We start from the raw sequence: 25,867 nt of genomic DNA on the forward strand, positions 1-25,867 counted from the left end.
GACCCGGCCAGGACCACGGGCTCGAGGCCTGCGCGCGCGGCGTAGACCGCGGCGGTGTACCCGGACGGGCCGGACCCGATGATGACCAGATCGTGAATCTCTTGCATCGACATGCTTCTATGTTGACAGACATCGATGCACCCGGCAAGTGCTGGATAGAAGAAGTTCGATGCAGCCTCGTGCGGGGCTGACGATCGACGAACGGTCCAGTGTCGTCGGCGCGAGACGCCCACGGGCGGGCCGCCGATGCGCGAGAGTGGGACGGTGACGCACCCCGCACCGCCTCCGAGCACCCTCGAGAACCCGCGCGCCGCCCGCCCCGGTGGGACCTGGTGGGCCGCCCTCGCGGGCGTGGTCGCCGCGGCCACCGGGTTCGCCGTCGCCGAGGTCGTCGCGCTCGTGGTCTCGCCCGCCGCGAGCCCGATCCTCGCGGCCGGGGCAGCGGTCGTCGACCAGGTGCCGCCGTGGCTCAAGGACTTCGCGGTCGCGACGTTCGGTACGTACGACAAGGCGGTGCTCCTGGCCACCATGGCCGTCGTCCTCGCGCTCGGCGCGGCGCTCGCCGGCTGGCTCGAGCTGCGCCGTCGCCCCGGGGGCACCCTGCTGCTCGTCGCGGTCGGCACGGTCGGTGCCGCCGTCGCGGTCTCACGACCCGAGGCGACACTCTGGTGGGCGCTGCCCACCGCCGTGGGTGTCGCGGTCGCGGCGCTCGTGCTCCGCGCGGCGACGTCCCGCCTCGTGGACTGGCAGGACGACGTCGCCGCGGTCGCGCGGTCGCGCGACGAACCGCCGACCGAGTCCCCGCGCACGGCGGCCGAGCGGCGCGTCGAGATCGACCGCCGGCGGTTCCTGACGTACACCGGCGTCGCGGCCGTCGGCGCGGTGCTCGTGGGCGTCGGCGCGCGGGCGCTCGCGGCCGGGGCCCGGGGCGTGAGCGCCGTCCGCGCCGCGATCCGGCTGCCTGCCGCCGCGACGCCCGCGGCCGCCGTGCCTGCGGGCGCCGAGCTCGGGATCGCGGGCCTCGCGCCCTACGTGACGCCCAACGACGACTTCTACCGGATCGACACCGCCCTGCGCGCGCCCCAGGTCGACCCGGACACCTGGGTCCTCAAGGTCACCGGCATGGTCGACGAGCCGTTCGAGATCACCTTCGCCGAGCTGCTCGCGCTGCCGCTCACCGAGCACCACGTGACCCTCACGTGCGTCTCGAACTACGTCGGGGACGACCTCGTCGGCAACGCGCTGTGGCTCGGGTACCCGGTGCGCGAGCTCCTCGCCCGCGCCGCACCGCAGGCGGGTGCTGACATGGTGCTCTCGACGAGCGTGGACGGCTGGACCGCCTCCACACCGCTCGACGTGCTCCAGGACACCGGGCGCGAGTGCCTGCTCGCGGTCGGCATGAACGGCGAGCCGCTGCCCGTCGACCACGGGTTCCCCGCCCGGCTCGTCGTCCCCGGCCTCTACGGGTACGTCTCGGCGACCAAGTGGGTCACCGAGCTCAAGGTCACGACGTTCGCGCAGGACCTCGCCTACTGGTCGACGCGGGGCTGGACGCCGCGTGGCCCGATCAAGCTCGCGAGCCGCATCGACACCCCGTCCGTGGGCGTCACGCTCGACGCGGGGACGGTCACGGTCGCCGGCGTCGCGTGGCACCAGCACACCGGGATCGCGAAGGTCGAGGTGCAGGTCGACGACGAGGAATGGGTCGAGGCCGAGCTCGCCGAGGTCGTCTCGGCCGACACCTGGCGGCAGTGGGTGCACCGCTGGGACGCGACGTCGGGGAGCCACACGCTGCGGGTGCGCGCGACCGACGCCGACGGCCAGGTGCAGACCTCCGACACGGCGCCGCCCGCCCCGGACGGTGCGACCGGCTGGCACGAGGTCGACGTGCGGGTGCGCTGAGGAGTGCTCCGGCACGGGCGACCGCTCCGCGGACGCCCCTTGCGCGGTACGCCCGCGACCCCGCAGACTGTGCGACGTGAACCGGACCGACGCCCCGCAGCGCGACATCGCGCTGCCCGCGAGCGCGTCGGCCACCCTCGGGGTCCGCACCGTCACCTGTTGTTGACGGCTCGCCGACCCGAGGCAGCACGGATCCGGGGTTGGTGAGCGGTACGCGCGCACGGTCGCGTATCAGGGATCGCCCGGCACCCCTCCCTCCGAGGAACGCCAGGTCTGCGTACCCACGCCGACACCCCCGAGAAGGACCCGTCATGGTCTCCGTCCACGCCAGCACCTCCCGCACCAGCACCTCCCACGCACTGACCAGCCACGCCCTGACCGGTCACGCCCCGACGTCGCGCGAGCACGCGACCGACGCGCCGCACCGCGCCGTCGACCTCACCGCCCCGGGCCTGACGATCGAGCACCTCGTCGCGCTCGACATCGAGGCGTTCAGCGCACGCGCCCGGTGACCTCGGGAGCCCGGTGACGGTCGTCCGGCGGTCACCGGGCGGCCACCAGCGCGACACCTCGCCGTGGAACGATCCACGCCGGTCGGGTCGCTCGTGACCCCGACGCACCTTCGGGGCGAGCGCAGGGAGTCGGCGTGGGGCAGGCAACAGCGGTACGCGTCACGCCACCCGACGCGCCCACCGGTACGCGCGAGGCGACCACGGCGCGGCGGTTCCTGCCCGAGGTGCAGGCGCTGCGCGCCCTCGCGGTCGGGATCGTCGTCGCCTACCACCTGCGCCCCGACCTCCTGACCGGGGGATTCGTCGGCGTCGACGTGTTCTTCGTGATCTCCGGGTTCCTCATCACCGGCCACATGGTCCGCGAGGTGCGCAGCACCGGACGGGTCGACCTCGCACGGTTCTGGGCGGCCCGGGCGCGTCGGATCCTGCCGGCAGGTCTGCTCGTCCTCGCCGTCGTGACCGCGGTGGCGACGTTCGTCTACCCCGTCACGGCGTGGGCGGGGCTCGCCCGGCAGGCGCTCGCATCCGTGCTCTACGTCCAGAACTGGGTCCTCGCAGCGGACTCGGTCGACTACCTCGCGCTCGACGACGCCCCGACGGTCTACCAGCACTTCTGGTCGCTCGCGGTCGAGGAGCAGTTCTACCTGCTGTGGCCGCTGCTCGTCGCCGGGGTCGCCGCCGCTGTCGCCGCCCGACGGGCGCACGGACCCGCCCTGACCCGCGGGCTGCTGGCCGTGTTCGGCGCGGTCGTCGCGGCCTCCTTCGTGTGGAACGTCGTCGAGGTCGCCCAGGGCGACGCCTCGGCGTACTTCTCGACGTTCACCCGGCTCTGGGAGCTCGGCGCGGGCGGGATGCTGGCGCTCGGCGTGCGGTACACCGACGCCCACGCGCTGCCCAGGGCCCTGCTCGCCCTCGCCGGCGTGTCCGCGATCGTCGTCGCCGCGGTGACCTTCGACGGTGCCACGCCGTTCCCGGGACCGGCCGCGCTCGTGCCCGTGCTGGGGACGGCCGCCGTGATCGCCGCCGGACGTACGCGCGGGCCGGCGTCGTTGACCCCGCTCGTCGACCTCGGTCCCGTGCGACGCCTCGGGGACCTCTCGTACTCCCTGTACCTGTGGCACTTCCCGGTCATCGTGCTCTACACGGTGCACGCCGGGAGGACGCCGACGCTCATGGAGGCCGCCGGCCTCCTGGGCCTCTCGCTCCTGCTCGCGGCAGCGACCTTCGAGCTGGTCGAGCAACCGGCACGCCGTGCGTCGGGGCTGCGCGAGCGTCCTTGGCGCACGCTCGGGCTCGCGGCCGGGGCGATGGTGCTCGTCGCGCTCCTGACGCTCGTCTACCCCGTGCGGACCCACCAGGTCGAGGCGGCGTGGTCGGGTGGATCGGTCGAGGTCGGCCCTGGGTCGGGCTTCGGTGCGGAGGCGTCGGACGGCGGTGCCCCGCGCGCCTTCGTGCACGGCACGCGGGCGATCGTCCCGAGCCCGGTCGACGCGCCCGCCGACCTCTCGGCGCTGGTCGACGAGGAGGCCTGCGCCGCGCACCAGCGCGAGACGTCGGCCCGGACGTGCGAGGTCGGTGACCCCGCCGCGACGACCGTCGTCGCGCTCGTGGGCGACTCGCACGCGCAGATGCTCGCGACACCCCTCGCGCAGCTCGCCGAGCAGCAGGGCTGGCGACTGGTCACGTACCTGCACGACTCGTGCCCCTACTCGCACGAGCGGCGGATCATCGAGGCCGAGGGGAAGCTCGTGTGCCAGGAGCCCAACGCGCGCACGCTCGACGCGCTGCTCGCGTTGCGCCCCGCGCTCGTCGTGACCTCGTCCTACGCGGCGGGGGAGTACGTGGACACCGGCACGGGGCACACCCCCGGCGCGGTCGGTCTCGCGGGCGCGTGGGACGAGCTCGCGGACGCCGGGATCGAGGTGCTCGCGGTCAAGGACGCCCCGCGCCCGCGCCGCGACGTCGTGCGCTGCACGGCCGAGCACGTCGACGACCCCGACGCCTGCGCGGTCGACCGCTCGGACGCGGTCACCGACCACGCGGCGTTCGACGAGGCGGTCCGGCTCTCGCCGCGGACCACCGCCCTCGACCTCACGGACCGGTACTGCGGACCGAGCTCCTGCCCGCCGGTGATCGGGAACGTGCTCGTCTACCGCGACACCAACCACATCACGGACACGTTCGCCCGCTCGCTCGCCCCGGACCTCGCCGCGGCCGTCGGAGCACTCGTCGAGACGGACGAGGGCTGACCCCCCGGGTGCCGCGCTACCATGGAGGCACAGGCGTCGACCCGGCCATCACCGGCGAGCCTCCGGAAGAACAGGCACCGCTCGCCGGGCGGCCGCCCCAGTAGAACCGGACGGGTGGGCCCGTGACAGCCTGGATCAGAGCGGTCGACGCCGTGCAGCCCGGACCCGGGCGAGCGACGTCGGCAAGCGGGGTGGTACCGCGGCTGCGTCGTCCGACACCGGGCACGACGGTCGTCCTCGCACCACGGAACGACCGGACCACCCGAGCCCCAGGAGCCACCGAGCCATGGCCTACCCGCTGCACCGCACCCCGAACGACGCGCCCGGCGAGGGCGCGGCGATCCCCGCCTCCCCGGACCTGCCCGCGCTCGAGCGCGACGTGCTCGCGTTCTGGAAGGCCGACGACACGTTCCGCGCGTCGGTCGAGGCGCGCGACGCCGGCACGGACGGCGCCAACGAGTTCGTGTTCTACGACGGCCCGCCCTTCGCCAACGGCCTGCCGCACTACGGCCACCTGCTGACCGGGTACGCCAAGGACGTCGTCCCGCGCTACATGACGATGCGCGGGCGGCGCGTCGAGCGCCGCTTCGGGTGGGACACGCACGGCCTGCCGGCCGAGCTCGAGGCCGAGCGCGTGCTCGGGATCACCGACAAGTCGCAGATCGAGGCCATGGGCATCGAGGCCTTCAACGAGGCCTGCCGCACGTCGGTGCTCACGTACACCAAGGAGTGGCAGGAGTACGTCACGCGCCAGGCGCGCTGGGTCGACTTCGAGCACGACTACAAGACGCTCGACGTGACCTTCATGGAGTCGGTCATCTGGGCGTTCAAGGAGCTGCACACCAAGGGCCTCGCCTACGAGGGCCACCGGGTGCTGCCCTACTGCTGGCGCGACGAGACGCCGCTGTCGAACCACGAGCTGCGCATGGACGACGACGTCTACCAGTCGCGCCAGGACCCCGCGCTCACGGTCGGGTTCCGCCTCGGTGGCACGCCCCACCAGAGCGAGGCCGCGGGCGCGCTGCTGCTCGTGTGGACGACGACGCCGTGGACCCTGCCGTCCAACCTGGCTGTCGCCGTCGGGCCCGAGGTCGAGTACGTCGTCGTCTCCCCGGGCGAGGGCACAGCGCTCGAGGGCGAGCGCGTCGTGATCGGCGCGGCCCGCCTGGGCGCGTACGCCAAGGAGCTCGGCGAGGACCCGACGGTCATCGCGACCCTGACGGGCGCCGAGCTCGTCGGCCTGCCCTACACCCCGCCGTTCGACTACTTCGCGGGCCACGAGAACGCGCACCGGGTGCTCGCGGGCGAGTTCGTCACGACCGAGGACGGCACCGGGATCGTGCACCTCGCGCCCGCGTTCGGCGAGGACGACATGGCGGTGTGCGCCGCGGCGGGCATCGCGCCCGTCGTGCCCGTCGACGCGCGCGGCCGGTTCACGAACGACGTCGCGGACTACGCGGGCGAGCAGGTGTTCGACGCGAACCCGGTCATCATCAAGGACCTCAAGGACGCCTCGGGCCCGCTCGCGCGCACCGCGCCCGAGCTGCGCACGCGCGTGCTGCGCCACGAGACGTACCAGCACTCGTACCCGCACTGCTGGCGCTGCCGCAACCCCCTGATCTACAAGGCCGTGTCGAGCTGGTTCGTGCGCGTCACGGAGTTCCGCGACCGCATGGTCGAGCTCAACCAGCAGATCGACTGGACGCCCGAGCACATCAAGGACGGCCAGTTCGGCAAGTGGCTCGCGGGGGCGCGCGACTGGTCGATCAGCCGCAACCGCTACTGGGGCACCCCCATCCCGGTCTGGGTGTCGGACGACGCGAACCACCCCCGCACGGACGTGTACGGGTCCCTGGCCGAGATCGAGGCGGACTTCGGTCGCCTGCCGCGCAACGCGGCCGGCGAGCCCGACCTGCACCGCCCGTACATCGACGACCTCACGCGCCCCAACCCGGATGACCCGACCGGTCGGTCGACCATGCGCCGCATCCCGGACGTGCTCGACGTGTGGTTCGACTCGGGCTCGATGCCGTTCGCGCAGGTGCACTACCCGTTCGAGAACGCCGACTGGTTCGAGCACCACTACCCGGGCGACTTCATCGTCGAGTACATCGGGCAGACGCGCGGCTGGTTCTACCTGCTGCACGTGCTCGCGACCGGGCTGTTCGACCGGCCGGCGTTCCGCTCGGCGGTCTCGCACGGGATCGTGCTCGGCTCGGACGGGCGCAAGATGAGCAAGTCGCTGCGCAACTACCCGGACGTGACCGAGGTGCTCGACCGCGACGGCTCGGACGCGATGCGCTGGTTCCTCATGAGCTCGCCGATCCTGCGCGGCGGCAACCTGATCGTGACCGAGGAGGGCATCCGCGACTCGGTGCGCCAGGTGCTGCTCCCGCTGTGGAGCACGTACTACTTCTTCACGCTCTACTCGAACTCGGCCGCGGACGGCGCCGGGTACGTCGCGCAGCGCGTGACGCCCGAGCGCGTGGCCGGCCTGCCCGCGCTCGACCGCTACCTGCTCGCGCGCACCCGGTCGCTCGTCGAGGACGTCACGGCGCAGCTCGACACGTACGACATCGCGGGCGCGTGCGAGACCGTGCGCGTGCACCTGGACGTGCTGACCAACTGGTACGTGCGCACCCAGCGCGAGCGCTTCTGGTCCGAGGACGCGGACGCGTTCGACACGCTGTGGACCGCGCTCGAGACGCTCACGCGCGTCATGGCGCCGCTCGCCCCGCTGCTGAGCGAGGAGGTCTGGCGCGGGCTGACGGGCGGTCGCTCGGTGCACCTGACGGACTTCCCCGAGCTCGCGGGCGCCGACGGGCAGGTGCTCGTCGCCGACGACGCCCTCGTCGCCGCGATGGACCAGGTCCGTGCGATCACCTCGCAGTCGCTGGGTCTGCGCAAGGCGAACGCGCTGCGCGTGCGCCAGCCCCTGCGCACGCTCACGGTCGCGGTCACTGACCCGGACGCGCTCGCGCCCTACCGTGAGCTGCTCGCGGCCGAGCTCAACGTCAAGGCCGTCGAGCTCGTCGCGCTCGACGACGAGGTCACGGCCCGTTTCGGGATCTCCGAGAGGCTCGCGGTCAACGCGCGTGCCGCCGGGCCGCGCCTCGGGCGCGGCGTGCAGGCGGTCATCAAGGGCGCCAAGGCCGGGGCCTGGTCCACGGACGAGGCCGGTGCCGTCGTCGTGCAGACCGACGCCGGGCCGGTGCCGCTCCTCGAGTCCGAGTACGAGCTCACGACGGTCGTCGCGTCGTCGGCGTCCGCCGACGGTCCGGCCGTCGCGGCCGCGGTCCTCACGAGCGGCGGGTTCGTCGTGCTCGACCTGACCCTCGACGACGCGCTGCGGGCCGAGGGCTACGCCCGCGACGTCGTGCGCGAGGTGCAGGACGCGCGCAAGGCCGCCGGGCTCGACGTCGCGGACCGCATCGACCTGCGCCTGACGGTGCCGGCCGAGCACCGTGCCGCGGTCGAGGCGCACCGCGGGCTCGTGACGTCCGAGACGCTCGCGACCACGCTCACGCTGGTCGAGGGCCCCGGGCTCGAGGTCGCCGTCGCGAAGAGCGACGACGCAGCGACGGACGAGGTGCAGGCATGAGCGACCGCAAGGCCGCCGACGCGCGGCGCGCCGCCCGCCGCGAGGCCGCCGACCACGCGGCCGGGGCCGACCTCGCCGCCGTCTACGCGCACATCATGGACCGTGCGCCCGAGCACGACATCGACCCGACCCTCGACCGCGTCGCGCGCGTGCTCGAGCTGCTCGGCGACCCGCACAGGGCGTTCCGCACGATCCACCTGACCGGGACGAACGGCAAGACCTCGACCGCGCGCATGGCCGAGCGCCTCGTGCGCGAGCACGGCCTGCGCACGGGCCGGTTCACGAGCCCGCACCTGACGAGCGTGACCGAGCGCATCGCGATCGACGGCGCGCCGATCAGCCCCGCGCGGTTCGTCGAGGTCTGGGAGGACGTCGCGCCGTACGTCGGCGTGGTCGACCGCGAGTCCCAGGAGGCGGGCGGGCCGCGCCTGAGCTTCTTCGAGGTGCTCACGGTCATGGCCTTCGCGGCGTTCGCCGACGCGCCGGTCGACGTCGCGATCGTCGAGGTCGGGCTCGGCGGCACCTGGGACTCGACGAACGTCGTCGACGGAGACGTCGCGGTGATCACGCCGATCGGGATCGACCACGAGCGATACCTCGGCTCGACGATCCCCGAGATCGCCGAGAACAAGGCGGGCATCGTCAAGGACGGCGCGACCGTCGTGCTCGCCGAGCAGGACCCGGCGGCCGAGGTCGTCGTGCTCGAGGCCGCCGCGGCGCGCAGCGCGCGCGTGCTGCGTGACGGGCTCGAGCTCGAGGTGGTCGAGCGCACGGTCGCGGTCGGCGGCCAGGTGATCGACCTGCGCACGCCCGCCGGCCTGTACACCGAGATCTTCCTGCCGCTGCACGGCGCGCACCAGGCGCACAACGCGCTGCTCGCGCTCGCGGCGGTCGAGGCCCTGCTCGGCGGGCGCGCGCTCGGCGGGGAGGTCGTCGAGGCGGCGTTCGGCGACGCGAGCTCACCCGGGCGCCTCGAGGTGGTCCGGTCGAGCCCCACGGTGCTCGTCGACGCGGCGCACAACCCGGCCGGCGCCGAGGCGCTCGTCGCGGCGCTCGCGGAGGCGTTCGCGTTCACGCACCTCGTGGGCGTGGTCTCGATCATGGCCGACAAGGACGTCGAGGGGCTCCTCGCGGTGCTCGAGCCGCACCTCGCGGAGATCGTGCTCACGCGCAACAGCTCGGACCGCGCGGCCGACCCGCAGGACCTCGTCGACGTCGCGAACGACGTGTTCGGCGAGGACCGCGTGCACTCGACCGAGCGGCTCGACGAGGCGCTCTCGCTCGCGGCCGACCTCGCCGAGCGCGACGACGTGGTCGGCGTCGGCACGGGCACGGGCGTGCTCGTGACGGGCTCGGTCATCACCGCCGCGGACGCGCGCGCGCTGCTGCGCCGAGCCTGAGCGCACGCCCGGGCCACGGGCTCCGGGCCGCGACCCGGGCGTGACGACGCTCGGGTCGCGGCGCACCCCGGGGCGGTGGTTCCATGGGGTGTCAGCCCGTGCGGTGGGGGCGCTGCGGGACGCCGGCCGATGGAGGTAGGTGCCGTGAAGAAGCTGCTCAACGACCCGCAGGACGCGGTCAAGGAGACCCTCGAAGGGTTCGGGGCCGCGCACGCGGACCTCGTGACCGTCCACCTCGATCCCGCGTACGTGGTGCGCGCGGGCGAGCCGCGAGCGGGCAAGGTCGGGCTCGTGAGCGGTGGTGGGTCGGGGCACGAGCCGCTGCACGCCGGGTTCGTCGGGCTCGGCATGCTCGACGCCGCGGTGCCGGGCGCGGTGTTCACGTCCCCGACGCCCGACCAGATCGCGCCCGCCTTCGAGGCGGCGGACTCCGGCGCCGGGGTGCTCGCGATCGTCAAGAACTACACGGGCGACGTCCTGAACTTCGAGACCGCGGTCGAGCTCGCCGAGATCGACGACCGCCAGGTCGCGACGGTCGTGGTCAACGACGACGTCGCGGTCGAGGACTCGCTCTACACGGCGGGCCGCCGCGGCGTGGCCGGGACCGTCGCGGTCGAGAAGATCGCGGGAGCCGCCGCGGAGCGCGGGGACGACCTCGCCGCGGTCACGGCTGTCGCGCAGCGCGTGATCGACAACGTCCGCACGATGGGCGTCGCGCTCACGGCGTGCACCGTGCCGCACGTCGGCAAGCCGAGCTTCGACCTGACCGACGACGAGATCGAGATCGGGATCGGCATCCACGGCGAGCCGGGTCGGCACAAGGTGCCCATGGCGTCCGCCGACGAGATCACCGACCAGCTCGTGGCGCCCGTGGTCGAGGACCTCGGCCTCGCCTCGGGCGAGGAGGTCCTGCTGCTCGTCAACGGCATGGGCGGCACCCCGTCGTCCGAGCTCTACGTGGTCTATCGTCGGGCGCGTGCGCTGCTCTCCGAGCGCGGGGTCGTCGTCGCACGGTCGCTCGTCGGCAACTACGTGACCTCGCTCGAGATGCAGGGCGCGTCGGTCACGGTGCTGCGGCTCGACCCCGAGCTCACCGAGCTGTGGGACGCACCCGTGCACACCGCGGCGCTGCGCTGGTAGCGCACCGCCCCGCGCGCGCCGCGCGCAGGACGACCGGACGACGACGGACGAGGGCAGGCATGACGCTGGACGTGGCATGGGCGATGCGATGGATGCGGTGCACCGCGGAGGCGGTGGCCGAGGCGAAGACGGGGTTGACCGAGCTCGACCGCGTGATCGGTGACGGCGACCACGGCGAGAACCTCGACCGCGGGTTCCGCGCCGTGACGGCCAAGCTCGACGGCCTCGAGTCGCCTCCCGCCCAGGTCGGCGACGTCCTCAAGCTGGTCGCGACGACACTCATGTCCTCGGTCGGCGGCGCCTCCGGCCCGCTCTACGGCACCGCGTTCCTGCGGGCCGCGAAGGTCACCGGGCTCCCCGAGCTCGACGCGCACGGCACGGTCGCGCTGCTCGAGGCCGCGCTCGAGGGCATCACCGCGCGCGGCAAGGCCGTGGTCGGCGAGAAGACCATGGTCGACGCGTGGCAGCCAGCGGTCGACGCGGCCGAGTCGGTCGCCTCGGGCGGCGGCACGGCGCACGACGCGCTCGTCGCCGCGGCCGACGCGGCGGCCGCTGGCGCCGCCGCGACCGTGCCGCTCCTGGCGACCAAGGGACGCGCGTCCTACCTGGGCGAACGCAGCCAGGGTCACCAGGACCCGGGCGCGACCTCGACGGCGCTGATCCTCGCGGCCGCGGTGCGGGCGAGCGAGGAGGAGTGAGATGACCGTCGCGCTGGTCCTCGTCTCCCACTCCGAGCGCCTCGCCGAAGGTCTCGCGGAGCTCGCGGGCCAGATGGCGCCCGACGTCCGGGTCGTGGCTGCCGGGGGGCTCGAGGACGGCGGCGTCGGCACGAGTTACGACCGTGTCGAGTCCGCGCTGCGGGGCGTGCTCGACGCCGGCCCGGACGTGCGCGTCGTGGTGCTCGGCGACCTCGGCTCGGCGGTGCTGACCGTCGAGTCCGTGCTCGAGATCGAGGAGGAGCTCGCGGCGCGGACGGCGCTCGTGGCGGGGCCCTTCGTCGAGGGCGCGGTGGCCGCGGCGGTCGCCGCGCAGGGCGGGCGGTCGGCCGAGGACGTCGCGGCCGCGGTGCGCGCCGCGGGGGCCGGGTTCGCCGAGGGGGCGGGGTCTGCCGCGGGGGCCGGGCCCGCCGAGGGGTGTGCGTCGGCAGGGTCCGGGGCCGAGCCGGCCGCGGGCGCGGGGGAGTCCGCGACCGACGTCGTCGAGCGCACCGCGGTGGTGCGCAACCGGCTGGGGCTGCACGCGCGCCCTGCGGCCGAGCTCGCCCGTCTCGCGGCGGGGCTGGGCACGGCGGTCACGATCGGGCCGCCCGGAGGGCCCGCCGCGGACGCGACGAGCGTGCTCGCGATCCTGCAGCTCGGTGCGACGGGCGGCACGTCGCTGGTCGTGCGCGGTGCCGGGCCGGCGGCCGCCGCGGACGTGCAGCAGGTGGTCGACGCGGTCGAGAGCGGGTTCGGCGAAGACTGATGCCCGTGGCGAAGGTCACTCGAGGCAACGGCTTCTGACGTTGCACGTCGTGCAAGAATTCATGACGTGCAAAGAACTGACCGTGCGCCCGGGCTCCGCGAGCGCAAGAAGGCGCAGCGTCGCGAGGCGCTCGTCGCCGCGACGCACGACCTCGTGCGGGAGCGCGGCCTCGACAACGTCACGGTCGACGAGATCTGCGCCGCGGTCGGCGTCTCGACGCGCACCTTCTTCAACTACTTCCCGAGCAAGGACGACGCGGTGCTCGGGAACAGCCGCCAGGAGATCCCCGACGCCGCGAGCCTCGAGTTCGTGCAGGGAGGGCCGACGGGCGACCTCGTGACCGACATCGGTCACCTGCTCGTCGTGGCGCTCGACGTCCCCGTGCTCTCGACCGAGCGCCTCGCCGACGTGTACGACGTCGTCTCGCGCGAACCTCGGCTCCTCGCCCACCAGATGGCCTGGATGGAGCAGCAGCGCGTGACCTACCAGGAGCTCCTGGAGGCCCGCCGCGACGTCGTCCCGTCGCCGCACGACCCCGAGCTCGTCGCCCTGGTGCTCACGGGCCTGATCCGCGCCGCGTTCACCCGGTGGCACCACGCCGGGGGGAACGGCCCGCCGTCGGCGTTCGTCGCCGAGGTCGTCGCCGAGTGTCGGGCGCTGCTCGCACCCGACCAGGCCCCCTGACCCTCGCGAACCCACGGCCACTCGCGAACCCGCTCGCCTCCACCTCCCGCACCGAACCCGCGCCCCGCACGGGCCGCACCTGCACCCCACGCACCCCCGCACGAACCCGAAAGGCACCACCATGTCCTCAGCGAGCGCCGCGGCGCCCCCGCAGGCGGCCGACAAGCCGCTCATCGTCCTGACGCCCAAGACCGTCTGGCTCATCTTCGGCGCCCTCATGGCCGGCATGTTCATGTCGTCGCTCGACCAGTCGATCGTCGGCACCGCGATGCCGACGATCGTCGGCGACCTCGGCGGCGTCGACCACCAGGGCTGGGTCGTCACGGCCTACATCCTGGCGATCGCGATCGTCATGCCGCTGTACGGCAAGTTCGGCGACATCTGGGGGCGGCGCTGGATCTTCCTGATCGCGATCGGTCTGTTCACGATCGCCTCGGCCGGCGCCGGCTTCTCGCAGTCCATGGGCGAGATCGTGGCGTGGCGGTTCCTGCAGGGCCTCGGCGGCGGTGGCCTCATGATCCTGTCGCAGGCGATCATCGCGGACATCGTGCCCGCCAAGGAGCGCGGCAAGTACATGGGCCCGATGGGCGCGCTGTTCGGCATCTCGGCCGTCGTCGGTCCGCTGCTCGGCGGGCTGTTCACGGAGCACGCGAGCTGGCGCTGGTGCTTCTGGATCAACATCCCGATCGGCATCGCGGCGTTCGTCATCGCGTTCTTCGCGCTCAAGCTCCCGTCGCACCGTGCCACGAGCAAGGTCGACGTCTGGGGCATCTTCTTCCTCGTGATCGCCACGGCCGGCATCGTGCTGCTCACGAGCTGGGAGAGCCTCGGCGAGGACGGCTACGACTGGACCTCGCCCGAGCTGCTCGGGCTCGTGGGCCTGACCGTGGTGGCCGTCGCGCTGTTCGTCCTGGTCGAGCTCAAGGTCGAGGACCCGCTGCTCCCGCTGCGGCTGTTCAAGAACAAGACCTTCACCCTCGCCACGCTGATCGGCCTGACCATCGGCATGGGCATGTTCGCCGCGCTCGCGTTCCTGCCCACGTTCCTGCAGATGGCGACCGGCGCGGGCATCACCGAGTCCGGGTTCCTCATGCTGCCGATGATGGCGGGTCTCATGATCACCGCGATCGGCTCGGGCATCGCGATCACCAAGACCGGCCGCTACAAGGTCTTCCCGATCGCCGGCATGGCGATCGCGACGCTCGGCCTCGTCTGGATGACCTTCATGGACGGTGAGATCTCCATGTGGCTGTTCGGCACCATGATCTTCGTGCTGGGCGCCGGCATGGGCCTCGTGATGCAGACGATCGTGCTCGCGGTCCAGAACTCGGTCGACCCGAAGGAGATCGGGACGGCGACGAGCGCCAACAACTTCTTCCGCGAGATCGGCGCGGCGGTCGGCACGGCGCTGTTCAGCACGATCTTCACGAGCCGCCTGGCCGACAACCTCGCGGACGTGTTCGCGGACGCTCCGGCCGGCGCGTCCGGCGCCGGCGGCGCCGAGTCCCTGACGCCCGCGGTCGTCGCGCAGATCCCGGAGCCGCTGCACACCGGCGTGGTCGACGCGTTCGCCGACGCGCTCGCGCCGTCGTTCTGGTACCTCGTGCCGCTGCTCGCGATCGGGTTCGTGCTCGCGATCTTCCTGCCCGTGGTCAAGCTCTCCGACACCGCCGGCATGGTCGCGCGCGGCGAGGCCATCGCGGCCCCCGCCAAGGGCGAGCACCTGCTCGACGGCGTGACCGAGGACGTCCTCGCGAGCGTCGTCGGGGGCGTGACGGAGGGCGGCAGCCTGGTCGACCACGTCGACGCGGCCGGGGCTCCCGACGCGTCGTCCGACCGTGACGGCACGGGTCCCGCCGACCCGACGCGCGAGTCGACCCCGGTATCCTGACCGGGTGAGCCCGACGACCCCGACGCCGTCCGCCTCCTCCCCGGAGGCGGACGGCGCGCCGCGCATCCGCGCCAAGAAGCCCGCCCTGCCGCAGTTCACCTCGACGACCCTCGTGCTCGAGGCGTTCGTCGTGCTGTTCGCGACCTTCGCGGCCTACGCGCTCACGAGCGTGCCGAGCGCCTGGCCCGACTACGTGCCGGTGCCGACCGGCGCCACGGTCTGGGCGGTCGGCGGGGCGCTCGTCGTCGTCCTCATGGTGCTCTCGCGCATGGTCGGCTCGCCGGGCGGATACGTCGCCGGGAGCGTCGCGCAGGTGCCCGTGCTCGCCACGGGCGTCGTGCTGCCGCTCATGTACCTCGTGGGCGCGATCTTCGTCGCGCTGTGGATCGCGTCGCTCGTGCTCGGGCGTCGCATCGACCGCGAGCGTGCCGAGTACGACGCGGCGCACCCGGAGACCGCGCCCAACGTGTGAGCCGCGCCTCGACGGCACGCGCGAGGCGGCGGGGGACTCCCCGGTAGGCTCGGGGCCATGACCGAAGCCGTTGCACCTGCCGTGACCGAGACCATCGAGCGCACCCTGATCCTCGTCAAGCCGGACGGCGTGCGCCGTGGCCTGTCGGGCGAGATCCTGCGCCGCGTCGAGGCCAAGGGGTACACCCTGACCGCCGTGAACCTGCTGGACGCGAGCCCCGAGCTGCTCGCCGCGCACTACGCCGAGCACGAGGGCAAGCCGTTCTACCAGCCGCTCGTCGACTTCATGCTCTCCGGCCCGATCCTCGCGGTCGTCGCCGAGGGGCAGGGCGTGATCCCCGGCTTCCGCTCGCTCGCGGGCGCGACCGACCCGACCGCCGCCGCGCCGGGCACGATCCGCGGCGACCTCGGGCGCGACTGGGGCCTGAAGGTCCAGCAGAACCTCGTGCACGGCTCGGACTCCGCCGAGTCCGCCGCGCGCGAGATCGCGCTCTGGTTCCCCGGCCTCTGACGGTCCCACCAGCACGAGCGTCCTGGGCGCGGGACCCGACGAGGTCGGGCCCCGCGCCCTCGTCGTGCCGTCCGAGCCGTCGTCCTCGCCGGGTGCGGCGGCGGACGACGCGCCGCACCGTCCGCCGTCGGCCGGCGATCGGCCCGGGGTGCCTCCCCGACGTCGGGGACGCCTACCACTAGGCTCTCGTGCGTGCACCTCAAGACCCTGACCCTGCGGGGCTTCAAGTCCTTCGCGTCGGCGACGACGCTCAGGTTCGAGCCCGGGGTCACCTGCGTCGTGGGCCCCAACGGCTCGGGCAAGTCGAACGTGGTCGACGCCCTGAGCTGGGTCATGGGGGAGCAGGGCGCCAAGTCGCTGCGCGGCGGCAAGATGGAGGACGTCATCTTCGCCGGCACCGCGGGGCGTGCGCCCCTCGGGCGTGCCGAGGTGTCGCTCACGATCGACAACACCGACGGCGCGCTGCCGATCGACTACACCGAGGTCACGATCTCGCGCACGCTGTTCCGCAACGGCGGGTCGGAGTACGCGATCAACGGCTCGTCGTGCCGGCTGCTCGACATCCAGGACCTGCTCTCGGACTCGGGCATCGGCCGCGAGATGCACGTGATCGTCGGCCAGGGGCAGCTCGACGCGGTGCTCCGAGCGACGCCCGAGGAGCGGCGCGGCTTCATCGAGGAGGCGGCCGGCGTCCTCAAGCACCGCAAGCGCAAGGAGAAGGCCCTGCGCAAGCTCGACGCGATGCAGGGGAACCTCACGCGTCTCGGTGACCTGACCACCGAGATCCGCCGACAGCTCGGGCCGCTGGGGCGGCAGGCCGAGGTCGCGCGCAAGGCGCAGGTGATCCAGATCGACCTGCGCGACTCACGGGCGCGGCTGCTCGCCGACGACCTCGCGCAGCTCACCGCGGCCCTCGAGCAGGAGCTCGCCGACGAGTCCGCGCTGCGCGCCCAGCAGGCCGAGGCCGAGCAGCGGCTCGGGGGGGCCCGTGAGCGCCTCGCGCGGCTCGAGCAGGAGGCGGCGCTCGCCGCGCCCGAGCTCAGCAGGGCGAGCGACGCCTGGTACCGGCTGTCCCAGGTGCGCGAGCGCATCCGGTCCACGCAGACCCTCGCGGGCGAGCGCCTGCGCCACCTGGGGACGGTCGAGCCCGCCCGGGCGGGGCAGGACCCCGACGAGCTCGCGCGCCAGGCCGAGCGGGCTCGCGCGCACGAGGCGGAGCTCACGGCCGACGTCGACCAGGCGCGCCTCGCGCTCGAGGGCCGGGTCGCGGCGCGCACCGAGGCCGAGGCCGTGCACGGGCGCGCCGAGCGCGAGCTCGCGACCCTCCACCGGGGTGCGGCGGACCGCCGTGAGGGGCTCGCACGGCTCGCCGGCCAGGTCGCGGCCAAGCGCAGCAGGGTCGAGGCCACCGACGCCGAGATCGGCCGGCTGCAGGAGGTCGTCGCCGACGCGGAGCGGCGCGCCGCGGCGGCCCGGCAGGACTTCGCGGCGCTCGAGACCCAGGTCGTGGGCGCCGAGGAGGGCGAGGTCGGGCTCGACGCCGAGCACGAGGCCGCGCTCGAGGCGCTCGAGTCCGCGACCGCCGAGGTCGACGCGCTGCGGGCCGAGGCGGACACCGCCGGGCGCGACCGCGCGACGTGGAGCGCGCGCGTCGAGGCGCTCGAGATGAGCCTCACCCGCAAGGACGGCGGGGGTGCGCTCCTCGCGTCGGACGTCGTCGGCACGGTCGGCTCGGTCGCCGCGCTGGTGGGCATCGAGCCGGGGTTCGAGGACGCGGTCGCCGCGGCCCTCGGGACGTCGGCCGACGCGGTCGCGGTCGAGAGCCTCGAGGCCGCCGTCGACGCGCTGCGCCACCTGCGCGCGCAGGACGCCGGGCGGGCCGGGATCGTCGTGCTGGACGCGGCCGGCCCCGCGCCGTCCGACGCGGGGGCGGCGCCCGCCGGCACCCGCTGGATCGCGGACGTCGTCACGGCCGCCCCTGCGGCACGCGCAGCGGTCGAGCGGTTGCTGCACGGCGTCGTCGTGGTCGACGACCTGGCCCAGGCCCGCGGCGTCGTCCAGGCCCGTCCCGACGTCGTCGCCGTGACCCGCGGGGGCGACGTGCTCGGCGCGCTCGAGGTGCGCGGCGGCTCGGCGTCCGCGCCGGGCGTGCTGCACCTGCAGGCCGCGCTCGACGAGGCGAAGGACGCGCTCGCGGACGCGGTCGCCCGCGGGGAGCGCACCACGTTCGCGCTCGTCGGGGCCGACGAGCGCGCGGCCGAGGCCCGCGCACGGCACGACGAGACGCTCGAACGGCTCGACGAGAACGACGCCGCGCTCGCGGCGGTCGCGGAGCGGTTGGGTGGGCTCGGGGCCGCCGCCCGCAGCGCGGGCGCCGAGGCCGAACGTGCACGGGCGAACCTCGAGCGTGCCACGGCGGGCCTCGCGACCGAGCAGGCGGACCTCGCGGCGCTGGTCGAGCGGCTCGACGTCGCGCAGGCCGAGCCCGAGCAGTCCGACGACGCGGTCGAGCGGGCCACGGCCGCGCGCGACGAGGGCGCGCAGGCCGCGCAGGCGGCCCGTGCCGCCGAGATGGAGGCGCGGCTCGCGCTGCGCACCGCCGAGGAGCGCGCCCGTGCGCTGGCCGGGCGCGCGCAGTCCCTCGACCGGGCGGCCGCGAACGAGCGGGCGGCGCGCGAGCAGGCGGCGCGGCGCGAGGCCGCGCGCGCGGTGCGGGCGGCCCGCGCGTCGGCGGTCCACGACGCCGCGGAGCGCGTCCTGGTGCAGCTCGAGGCGTCGATCGCCGACGCCGCCGACGCGAAGGCAGCGGCCGAGACCGCACGGGCCGAGCGGGACCAGCAGGTGGGTGCGGCACGCACGGCCGTCGACGAGCTCGCGACCGTGCTGCGCGAGCTCACGGACGTCGCGCACCGCGACGAGGTCGCCCGCGCGCAGCAGCAGATGCGCGTCGACCAGCTGCGGGCGCGCAGCGTCGACGAGCTCGGCATCGACCCGACCGTGCTCGTCGACGAGTTCGGTCCGCACCGGGGCGTGCCGCTCACGGGGGACGACGCGACCGACGAGGAGGGCACGCCGCGCGAGGTCCCGTACGTGCGGGCCGAGCAGGAGAAGCGGCTGCGCACGGCGGAGCGGGGCCTGCGCACGCTCGGCAAGGTCAACCCCCTCGCGCTCGAGGAGTTCGCGGCGCTCGAGGAACGGCACACGTTCCTCACGACCCAGCTCGCCGACCTCAAGAAGTCCCGCCAGGACCTCCTCGAGATCGTGCGCGAGATCGACGAGCGCGTCGAGCAGGTGTTCACCTCCGCGTTCGAGGACACGGCCGCGCAGTTCGTGCGCGTGTTCGCCCGGATGTTCCCCGGCGGCGAGGGCCGGCTCGTGCTGACGGACCCGTCGAACATGCTCACGACCGGGATCGAGGTCGAGGCGCGTCCCGCGGGCAAGAAGGTCAAGCGGCTGTCGTTGCTCTCGGGCGGTGAGCGGTCCCTCACGGCCGTCGCGATCCTGGTGTCGATCTTCAAGGCGCGGCCCAGCCCGTTCTACGTCATGGACGAGGTCGAGGCCGCGCTCGACGACGTGAACCTGGGCCGGCTGCTCGAGATCTTCCGTGAGCTCCAGGAGGACTCGCAGCTCATCGTCATCACGCACCAGAAGCGCACCATGGAGGTCGCGGACGCGCTCTACGGCGTGACGATGCGCGGCGACGGCGTGACGACGGTCATCAGCCAGCGCATGGACGAGCGCCAGCCGGCCTGACCCCCGGTCGGGCGGTCCGCGCACCACGGTCTTGGGCGGCACGGTCCTGCGGGCCCCTGTGCCCACGGGACCACCGCGGCGCGCATCGCCGACCCCCGCAGCACGACGTGCGCCGAGCACGCTGTGGCGTCGGTCACCGCGAGATCTCGCGGATGTGGAGATGCTGTGGGTATCACGCAGGATCCCGCGCGCCCGCAGGACTCGGGCCGCTCCGGCCCGCACACTCGAACCATGGGTGAACTGGTCTGGTGGTGGGCGTTCGCGGTGCTCGCCGCGGTCGTCGTGTTCCTCCTCGCCGCCGCCTTCGTGCGCACCGACACGGGGGAGGACGGGCGGGGCGTGCGCGGATTCGTCGACGACGTCCGCGCCGGGCTACGCACGATGTTCCGCCGCGGCGACGCGGACGACGTCGTGCTCCCGCGCCCGACCCGTGCCGAGGCGCGCGCGCAGGAGACCTCGCTCGACGCGTTCCTCGACGCCACCCAGGTCGACGCGCCCGCGTACGTCGACGCGGGCCAGATTACGGAGACGCTCGTCAACGCGCGCGACCGTGCCGCGCGCACGCTGCACGTGCACATCGGTCGTGTGAACGCCCCCGACGTGGCCCCGGAGTACGCATCCCCGGCCGACGTGGCACCGGACCACATGACGGCGGACGGCGCTCCGGCCGCCCCTGGTCCGGCGGCCTCCGGGAAGACTGCTTCCGGGAAGACTGCCTCCGGAAAGACTGCTTTCGGAATGACCGCTCCCGGGACGTCGGCGACCGGGCCGGCGACCGTGCCGTCCTCCGGGGCGAAGGACGCCGGTGGGTCGGCGGACCGCGGCTCCCGGACCGCCCGGGTCGTCCCTGTGCGGACGACCCCGCGGAGCGCGAACGCCACCGACGCGACGCACGCGGGCCCCGCGTCGTCAGGTACGGCGCCGTCAGGCACGCCGTCGTCAGGTACGCCCACGTCGAGTACACCCACGTCAGGCACACCGACCTCAGGCACACCGTCGTCAGGCACGGACCTCGCGCCCGAGCCCGGCGACTCGTCCATCGTGGTCGACCGTTCGCCCGAGCCCCCGTGGTTCTCGCGCGAGCCGCGACCCTCGTCGAGCATCCCTGTGGTCTTCGCGCCCGTGCATCCTCCGCAGGACGCGACGCGCGACGACGTCGCCTGAGTCCTTCCGCGCCGACGTGCTGTGAGCCCGGGTGCTGTGAGCCCGGGTGCTGGGCGTACCGGGTGCTGGGCGTACCGGGTGCCGTGCCATCGGTGTGCCGTGCGGCCGGAGTCGTGCGGACCGGGTGTCGTACCGCCAGGCCGGCCGGAGGGTCGGGCGTCGAGCATCCGCGAGCGGAGTTCTGAGAGAATCGCCGGGTGACTGACTCCCTCTGGCTCTGGATCCTGCTCGCCGTCGTCCTGGTCGTCGTGATCGGGGGTACCGGTCTCGTCGTCTCTGGCCGTCGCCGGCGCGGCGACGTCCCGGGATCGCCGACGGTCGACGCGCCGACCGACGCGTCCACCGACGTCCGACCGGCGCCGACCGCGCCCACGACCGGACCCACGCCGCCGGCGCAGGAGCCCGCCGAGCCCGCGCTCGACGTCCCGGAGCCCGTGGGCGGTCGGCTCGCGCGGCTGCGCGGGAGGCTCGCGCGGTCCGGGTCGCCGTTCGGGGCGCGGCTGCTGCAGGTGCTCTCGCGCGACCACCTGAGCGAGGACGACTGGGACGAGCTCGAGGAGACGCTGCTGCTCGCCGACGTCGGCGCTGGCCCTGCGGGCGAGCTCATCGATGCGCTGCGCACGCGCGTGCGCGTCGAGGGGGTCAAGGACCCGACGGCGGTGCGGGCCATGCTGCGCGAGGAGCTCGTGCGCCTCGTCGACCCGACGCTCGACCGGACCCTTGCCACGACGCGGACGGTGCGCGACGACGTCGAGGTGCCCGCCGTCGTCCTCGTCGTGGGCGTCAACGGCACGGGCAAGACCACGACGGTCGGCAAGCTCGCGCGCGTGCTCGTCGCCGAGGAGCGCAGCGTCGTGCTGGGGGCGGCGGACACGTTCCGCGCCGCCGCCGCGGACCAGCTCCAGACGTGGGGCTCGCGCGTGGGCGTGCCCACGGTGCGCTCCGACAAGGACGGCGCGGACCCGGCCGCGGTCGCGTTCGACGCGGTGCGGCGCGGGCGCGAGGACGCCGTGGACGTCGTCCTCGTCGACACCGCGGGCCGTCTGCAGAACAAGGCGGGGCTCATGGACGAGCTCGGCAAGATCCGCCGCGTGATCACCAAGGAGGCCCCGCTGTCGGAGGTCCTGCTCGTCCTCGACGCGACCACGGGGCAGAACGGCCTCAACCAGGCGCGGGTGTTCGGCGAGGTCGCGGGCGTCACCGGCATCGTGCTGACCAAGCTCGACGGCACGGCGCGCGGCGGCATCGTGGTGGCCGTGCAGCGCGAGCTCGGCGTGCCCGTCAAGCTCGTCGGCCTGGGGGAGGGCCCTGACGACCTGGCGCCGTTCGACGTCGAGTCGTTCGTCGACGGGCTGCTCGGCGACGACTGACGGTCGTTCGCGTCGTCCGACAGGTCACGGCGCGGTCACGGAACCGGGCGTCGTCCCGCACTGCGGGACGACGAAACCCAACGTTTACACGAGCGCAGCACCCGTCACCGTCGCGTAACACGAACACCGTCCTGCCGAAACCCTGCTCCACGACGGTTGACCTCGACCGGCCGCCCGGCTGGCGAGGGGAGATTCTCTGATGGTTTTGGCGACGGATGCGTTCGCGCTCGACAGCGGGAACACGGCATGGATGCTCATGTCCGCATCGCTCGTGCTGCTCATGACGCCTGGTCTGGCGTTCTTCTACGGCGGCATGGTGCGCGGCAAGAGCGTGCTCAACATGATGATGATGAGCTTCGGGGCGATCGGCCTCGTGGGACTCATCTGGGTGATCTACGGGTACTCCGCGACGTTCAGCGGTGACATCGGCGGGATCATCGGCAACCCGTTCGAGCTCTTCGGCCTGGCAGGCCTGACCGACGACGACAGCCTCATGGTGTCGACCGGTGTGCCCGCCCTCGTGGCCGTCGGCTACCAGGCGACGTTCGCGATCATCACGGTCGCGCTCATCTCGGGTGCGATCGCGGACCGCGTGAAGTTCGGCACCTGGATGGTGTTCGCCGGCGTGTGGGTCACGCTCGTGTACATCCCCGTCGCGCACATGGTCTGGGGCGGCGGCCTGCTCGGCGCCGACGGCATCACCAGCGCGCTGTCGACCCCGATCGACTTCGCCGGCGGCACGGTCGTGCACATCAACGCCGGTGTCGCGGGCCTCGCGCTCGCCCTGGTGATCGGCAAGCGCAAGGGCTTCGGCTCCGAGCCGATGCGTCCGCACAACCTCCCCTTCGTGATGCTCGGCGCCGCGCTGCTGTGGTTCGGCTGGTTCGGCTTCAACGCGGGCTCGGAGTTCGGCGCCGACGGCGTCTCGGGCCGCGCCTGGCTCAACACCCTCGTCGCGACCGGCGTCGCGATGCTCGCCTGGCTCGTGACCGAGAAGTTCCGTGACGGTCACGCGACCTCGCTCGGTGCCGCCTCGGGCGTCGTCGCGGGCCTCGTCGCCATCACCCCGGCCGCCGCCGCGGTCGACACGTTCGGTGCCATCGCGATCGGCCTCGTCGCCGGCGTCCTGTGCGCCCTCGCGGTCGGCCTCAAGTACCGCTTCGGGTACGACGACTCGCTCGACGTGGTCGGCGTCCACCTGGTCGGCGGCATCGTCGGTACGGTGCTCATCGGGTTCTTCGCGACCGACCAGAACTCGGCCTGGTACCCCGAGGGTGCCGTCAACGGCCTGTTCTACGGCGGCGGGCTGACCCAGCTCGGCACGCAGGTCATCGTCGCGCTCGCGGCGGTCGTGTTCAGCCTGGTCGTGACGCTCGTCATCGCCTACGTCCTCAAGGTCACCATGGGCTGGCGGGTGAGCGAGGAGGTCGAGGTCTCCGGCATCGACCTCGCCGTGCACGGTGAGACGGCGTACGAGAACATCGCCCAGGGCAGTGTCATCAAGGAGGTTCGCGCATGAAGCTCGTCACCGGAATCATCCAGCCCCACCGTCTCGACGACGTGAAGTCGGCGCTCGAGGCCGCAGGGGTCCGCGGGATGACCGTCTCCGAGGCCAGCGGCTACGGCCGGCAGAAGGGCCACACCGAGGTCTACCGCGGTGCGGAGTACACGGTCGACCTGGTCCCCAAGGTCCGGATCGAGGTGCTCGTCGACGACGAGGACTCGGCCACCGTGACCGACGTCATCGTCAAGGCGGCCCAGACGGGCAAGATCGGCGACGGCAAGGTCTGGACGGTCACGGTCGACGACGTCGCCCGGGTCCGCACGGGCGAGCACGGAGCGGGCGCTCTGTGACCGACCGGTACGCACCGGCTCGTGGCGCCGCATGGTCGGCCTGACCTCGCCCCACGGCGCGGACGAGCCGCAGGAGGTCCCGCACCCCGAGGAGGGGGTGCGGGACCTCCGCGCTGCGATGGCCGCGCTGGGTCGCGAGACCACCGGGCCGGGCCGCAGCGGGGTCGCGCGCCGCGCGGCCCTCGTCGAGCTCGTCACCACACGCCTCGGCTCCCTGTGGCGGACGGCGACCGCCGACCTCGCGACCGAGGGCATCGCCCTCGCCGCGGTCGGCAGCCTCGGCCGGGGCGACCTCGGCCCCGCGAGCGACCTCGACCTGGTGCTCGTGCACGACGGACGGTCGCACACGCCCGACGAGGTCGCGCGGCTCGCCGAGTCGCTCTGGTACCCGCTGTGGGACTCGGGCGTCGACCTCGACCACGCGGTCCGCTCGCTCGCGCAGTGCCGGCAGGTCGCCTCCAAGGACCTCGCGGCGGCCGTCGGCTGGCTCGACGTGCGCGCGGTCGCGGGCGACGCGGTCGTCGTGCACCGCGCCGCGAGCGCGGTGCTGGGCGACTGGCGGTCCGCGTCGCGGCGGCGCCTGCCCGAGCTGCTGTCGTCGACCAAGGAGCGCGCCGAGCGCTCGGGCGAGCTCGCCTACCTGATCGAGCCCGACCTCAAGGAGGCGCGCGGCGGGCTGCGCGACGCGGTGGTGCTCTCGGCGCTCGCGGCGACCTGGCTCACGGACCGCCCCCACGGTGCGGTCGACAAGGCGTACGCGAACCTGCTCGACGTGCGCGACGCGGTGCACGTCGCGACCGGGCGGCACACCAACCGAATCGTGCTGGCCGACCTCGACGAGGTCGCCGAGCTCACGGGTCACGACGACGGCGACGAGCTGCTCGCGAGCCTCGCTGCCGCCGGGCGGGAGGTCTCGTACGCGCTCGACTCGACGGTCCGGCGTGCGCGCCAGGCCCTGCAGCGCCCGACGCTGCGCCGACCGGTGCTCGTGCGCGGTCGACGCGCCGCACCACGGCTGCGCTCGGTCGCCGAGGGGCTGGTCGAGCACGACGGCGAGCTCGTGCTCGCGATCGGCGCCGAGCCCGAGCACGACCCGCTGCTCGCGCTGCGGGCCGCAGCGACGGCCGCGCGCACCGGGCTCACGCTCTCGCCCGTGTCGGTCCAGAGCCTGGCCCGGTGCCCCGCGCTCGACGCGCCCTGGCCCGAGCGTGCGCGCACGCTGTTCCTGCAGCTCCTGGGCACGGGCACCGCGCAGATCCCCGTGTGGGAGGCGCTCGACCTCGCCGGGGTCGTCACGACCTGGATCCCCGAGTGGGCGGGCGTGCGCAACCGGCCGCAGCGCGCGGCGGTGCACCGGCACACGGTCGACCGGCACCTCGTGGAGACCGTCGCGCGCGCCTCGCGCCACCGCAAGGACGTGGCGCGTCCTGACCTTCTGCTGCTGAGCGCGATCCTGCACGACATCGGCAAGCGGCAGGGCGCCGCCGACCACTCGCTCGTGGGTGCCCCGATCGCGCGGGCGGTGGTCGAGCGCATGGGGTTCGGCGACGACGTCGCTGCCGACGTCGAGCGGCTCGTGCGGCACCACCTGACGCTCTCGCGGCTCGCGGTGCACCACGACCCCGACGACCCCGCGACCGTGGCCGAGCTCGCCGACGCCGTCGACCACCGGCGCGAGGTCCTCGAGGTGCTGCGGCACCTGACCGAGGCCGACGCCTCGTCGCTCGGGCCCACCGCGTGGACGGCATGGCGTGCGCGACTCGTCGACGACCTGGTGCGCCGCACCGCGGCGACGCTCCCCGTCGCGACGGACGACGCCGTGCCGGGCGATGCTGTGCCGGACGACGCGGTGCCGGACGGCGCCGTGCCGGGCGACGAGGAGAGCCCGCTCGACCGGTAGG

The 25,867-nt window shown here is 73.9% G+C and carries 19 protein-coding genes; 18 read left to right on the plus strand and 1 reads right to left on the minus strand.

The features are described from left to right. Positions 1-107, minus strand: a 107-nt coding sequence (locus CLV28_RS16140; RefSeq protein ID WP_157802659.1) for an FAD-binding protein, incomplete at its 3' end; no start/stop codon positions are given. A 157-nt stretch (positions 108-264) separates the two neighbouring features. Here CLV28_RS16140 and CLV28_RS13805 point away from each other — a divergent pair. The 18 genes from CLV28_RS13805 to CLV28_RS13890 all read left to right on the plus strand — a co-directional run bounded on the left by CLV28_RS13805 (position 265) and on the right by CLV28_RS13890 (position 25,866). Continuing rightward, positions 265-1,902, plus strand: a complete 1,638-nt coding sequence (locus CLV28_RS13805; protein ID WP_239073238.1) for a molybdopterin-dependent oxidoreductase — start codon at positions 265-267, stop codon at positions 1,900-1,902. A gap of 311 nt (positions 1,903-2,213) precedes the next feature. After that, entirely contained in the window at positions 2,214-2,414 is a 201-nt protein-coding gene (locus tag CLV28_RS13810) for a hypothetical protein (protein WP_100423924.1), read from the plus strand. A gap of 134 nt (positions 2,415-2,548) precedes the next feature. Beyond that, positions 2,549-4,663, plus strand: a complete 2,115-nt coding sequence (locus tag CLV28_RS13815) for an acyltransferase family protein (protein WP_100423925.1) — start codon at positions 2,549-2,551, stop codon at positions 4,661-4,663. A 286-nt stretch (positions 4,664-4,949) separates the two neighbouring features. After that, positions 4,950-8,264: an isoleucine--tRNA ligase gene (ileS, locus tag CLV28_RS13820; protein WP_100423926.1), complete on the plus strand. Its 3,315-nt coding sequence runs from the start codon at positions 4,950-4,952 to the stop codon at positions 8,262-8,264. Beyond that, entirely contained in the window at positions 8,261-9,664 is a 1,404-nt protein-coding gene (locus tag CLV28_RS13825; RefSeq protein WP_100423927.1) for a bifunctional folylpolyglutamate synthase/dihydrofolate synthase, read from the plus strand. Before ileS ends, CLV28_RS13825 begins: the two co-directional genes overlap by 4 nt. A 144-nt stretch (positions 9,665-9,808) precedes the next feature. Further along, the gene (gene dhaK, locus CLV28_RS13830; protein WP_100423928.1) at positions 9,809-10,804 is read left to right on the plus strand and encodes a dihydroxyacetone kinase subunit DhaK; all 996 of its coding nucleotides are present in this window, start codon (positions 9,809-9,811) and stop codon (positions 10,802-10,804) included. Positions 10,805-10,863: 59 nt separating this feature from the next. After that, positions 10,864-11,502, plus strand: coding sequence for a dihydroxyacetone kinase subunit DhaL (dhaL, locus tag CLV28_RS13835; RefSeq protein WP_100423929.1), 639 nt, complete (start codon positions 10,864-10,866; stop codon positions 11,500-11,502). A 1-nt stretch (position 11,503) separates the two neighbouring features. Further along, a complete protein-coding gene (gene dhaM, locus CLV28_RS13840; RefSeq protein WP_100423930.1) occupies positions 11,504-12,268 on the plus strand; it encodes a dihydroxyacetone kinase phosphoryl donor subunit DhaM in 765 nt (254 codons plus the stop codon). Between the two features lie 66 nt (positions 12,269-12,334). Then, a complete protein-coding gene (locus tag CLV28_RS13845) occupies positions 12,335-12,952 on the plus strand; it encodes a TetR family transcriptional regulator (RefSeq protein ID WP_100423931.1) in 618 nt (205 codons plus the stop codon). Positions 12,953-13,073: 121 nt separating this feature from the next. Continuing rightward, positions 13,074-14,843, plus strand: a complete 1,770-nt coding sequence (locus CLV28_RS13850) for an MDR family MFS transporter (protein WP_100423932.1) — start codon at positions 13,074-13,076, stop codon at positions 14,841-14,843. Positions 14,844-14,847: 4 nt separating this feature from the next. Next, entirely contained in the window at positions 14,848-15,315 is a 468-nt protein-coding gene (locus CLV28_RS13855) for a DUF4233 domain-containing protein (RefSeq protein WP_100423933.1), read from the plus strand. A gap of 57 nt (positions 15,316-15,372) precedes the next feature. Further along, a complete protein-coding gene (ndk, locus tag CLV28_RS13860) occupies positions 15,373-15,825 on the plus strand; it encodes a nucleoside-diphosphate kinase (protein ID WP_100423934.1) in 453 nt (150 codons plus the stop codon). 192 nt (positions 15,826-16,017) lie between these two features. Then, the gene (smc, locus tag CLV28_RS13865; RefSeq protein ID WP_100423935.1) at positions 16,018-19,578 is read left to right on the plus strand and encodes a chromosome segregation protein SMC; all 3,561 of its coding nucleotides are present in this window, start codon (positions 16,018-16,020) and stop codon (positions 19,576-19,578) included. Positions 19,579-19,809: 231 nt separating this feature from the next. Next, entirely contained in the window at positions 19,810-20,742 is a 933-nt protein-coding gene (locus CLV28_RS13870) for a hypothetical protein (protein ID WP_100423936.1), read from the plus strand. Positions 20,743-20,939: 197 nt separating this feature from the next. Further along, positions 20,940-22,112: a signal recognition particle-docking protein FtsY gene (gene ftsY, locus CLV28_RS13875; protein ID WP_100423937.1), complete on the plus strand. Its 1,173-nt coding sequence runs from the start codon at positions 20,940-20,942 to the stop codon at positions 22,110-22,112. Positions 22,113-22,311: 199 nt separating this feature from the next. Continuing rightward, complete coding sequence (locus CLV28_RS13880; RefSeq protein ID WP_203968181.1) at positions 22,312-23,631, plus strand: ammonium transporter; 1,320 nt, start codon at positions 22,312-22,314, stop codon at positions 23,629-23,631. Further along, positions 23,628-23,966, plus strand: coding sequence for a P-II family nitrogen regulator (locus CLV28_RS13885; protein WP_100423939.1), 339 nt, complete (start codon positions 23,628-23,630; stop codon positions 23,964-23,966). Before CLV28_RS13880 ends, CLV28_RS13885 begins: the two co-directional genes overlap by 4 nt. 31 nt (positions 23,967-23,997) lie before the next feature. Continuing rightward, on the plus strand, positions 23,998-25,866 hold the full coding sequence (locus CLV28_RS13890; protein ID WP_100423940.1) for a [protein-PII] uridylyltransferase: 1,869 nt from the start codon (positions 23,998-24,000) through the stop codon (positions 25,864-25,866). Position 25,867: the final 1 nt, after the last annotated feature.

Source organism: Sediminihabitans luteus (assembly GCF_002797595.1).
Taxonomy (GTDB): Bacteria; Actinomycetota; Actinomycetes; order Actinomycetales; family Cellulomonadaceae; genus Paraoerskovia; species Paraoerskovia lutea.

Bases quoted from the DNA above. Each gene is read 5' to 3' on its own strand.
- CLV28_RS13880 (WP_203968181.1), top strand. From the start codon at position 22,312: ATGGTTTTGGCGACGGATGCGTTCGCGCTCGACAGCGGGAACACGGCA.
- dhaM (WP_100423930.1), top strand. From the start codon at position 11,504: ATGACCGTCGCGCTGGTCCTCGTCTCCCACTCCGAGCGCCTCGCCGAA.
- CLV28_RS13850 (WP_100423932.1), top strand. From the start codon at position 13,074: ATGTCCTCAGCGAGCGCCGCGGCGCCCCCGCAGGCGGCCGACAAGCCG.
- CLV28_RS13870 (WP_100423936.1), top strand. From the start codon at position 19,810: ATGGGTGAACTGGTCTGGTGGTGGGCGTTCGCGGTGCTCGCCGCGGTC.
- CLV28_RS13810 (WP_100423924.1), top strand. From the start codon at position 2,214: ATGGTCTCCGTCCACGCCAGCACCTCCCGCACCAGCACCTCCCACGCA.
- ileS (WP_100423926.1), top strand. From the start codon at position 4,950: ATGGCCTACCCGCTGCACCGCACCCCGAACGACGCGCCCGGCGAGGGC.
- dhaL (WP_100423929.1), top strand. From the start codon at position 10,864: ATGACGCTGGACGTGGCATGGGCGATGCGATGGATGCGGTGCACCGCG.
- CLV28_RS13825 (WP_100423927.1), top strand. From the start codon at position 8,261: ATGAGCGACCGCAAGGCCGCCGACGCGCGGCGCGCCGCCCGCCGCGAG.
- CLV28_RS13890 (WP_100423940.1), top strand. From the start codon at position 23,998: ATGGTCGGCCTGACCTCGCCCCACGGCGCGGACGAGCCGCAGGAGGTC.
- ndk (WP_100423934.1), top strand. From the start codon at position 15,373: ATGACCGAAGCCGTTGCACCTGCCGTGACCGAGACCATCGAGCGCACC.
- CLV28_RS13885 (WP_100423939.1), top strand. From the start codon at position 23,628: ATGAAGCTCGTCACCGGAATCATCCAGCCCCACCGTCTCGACGACGTG.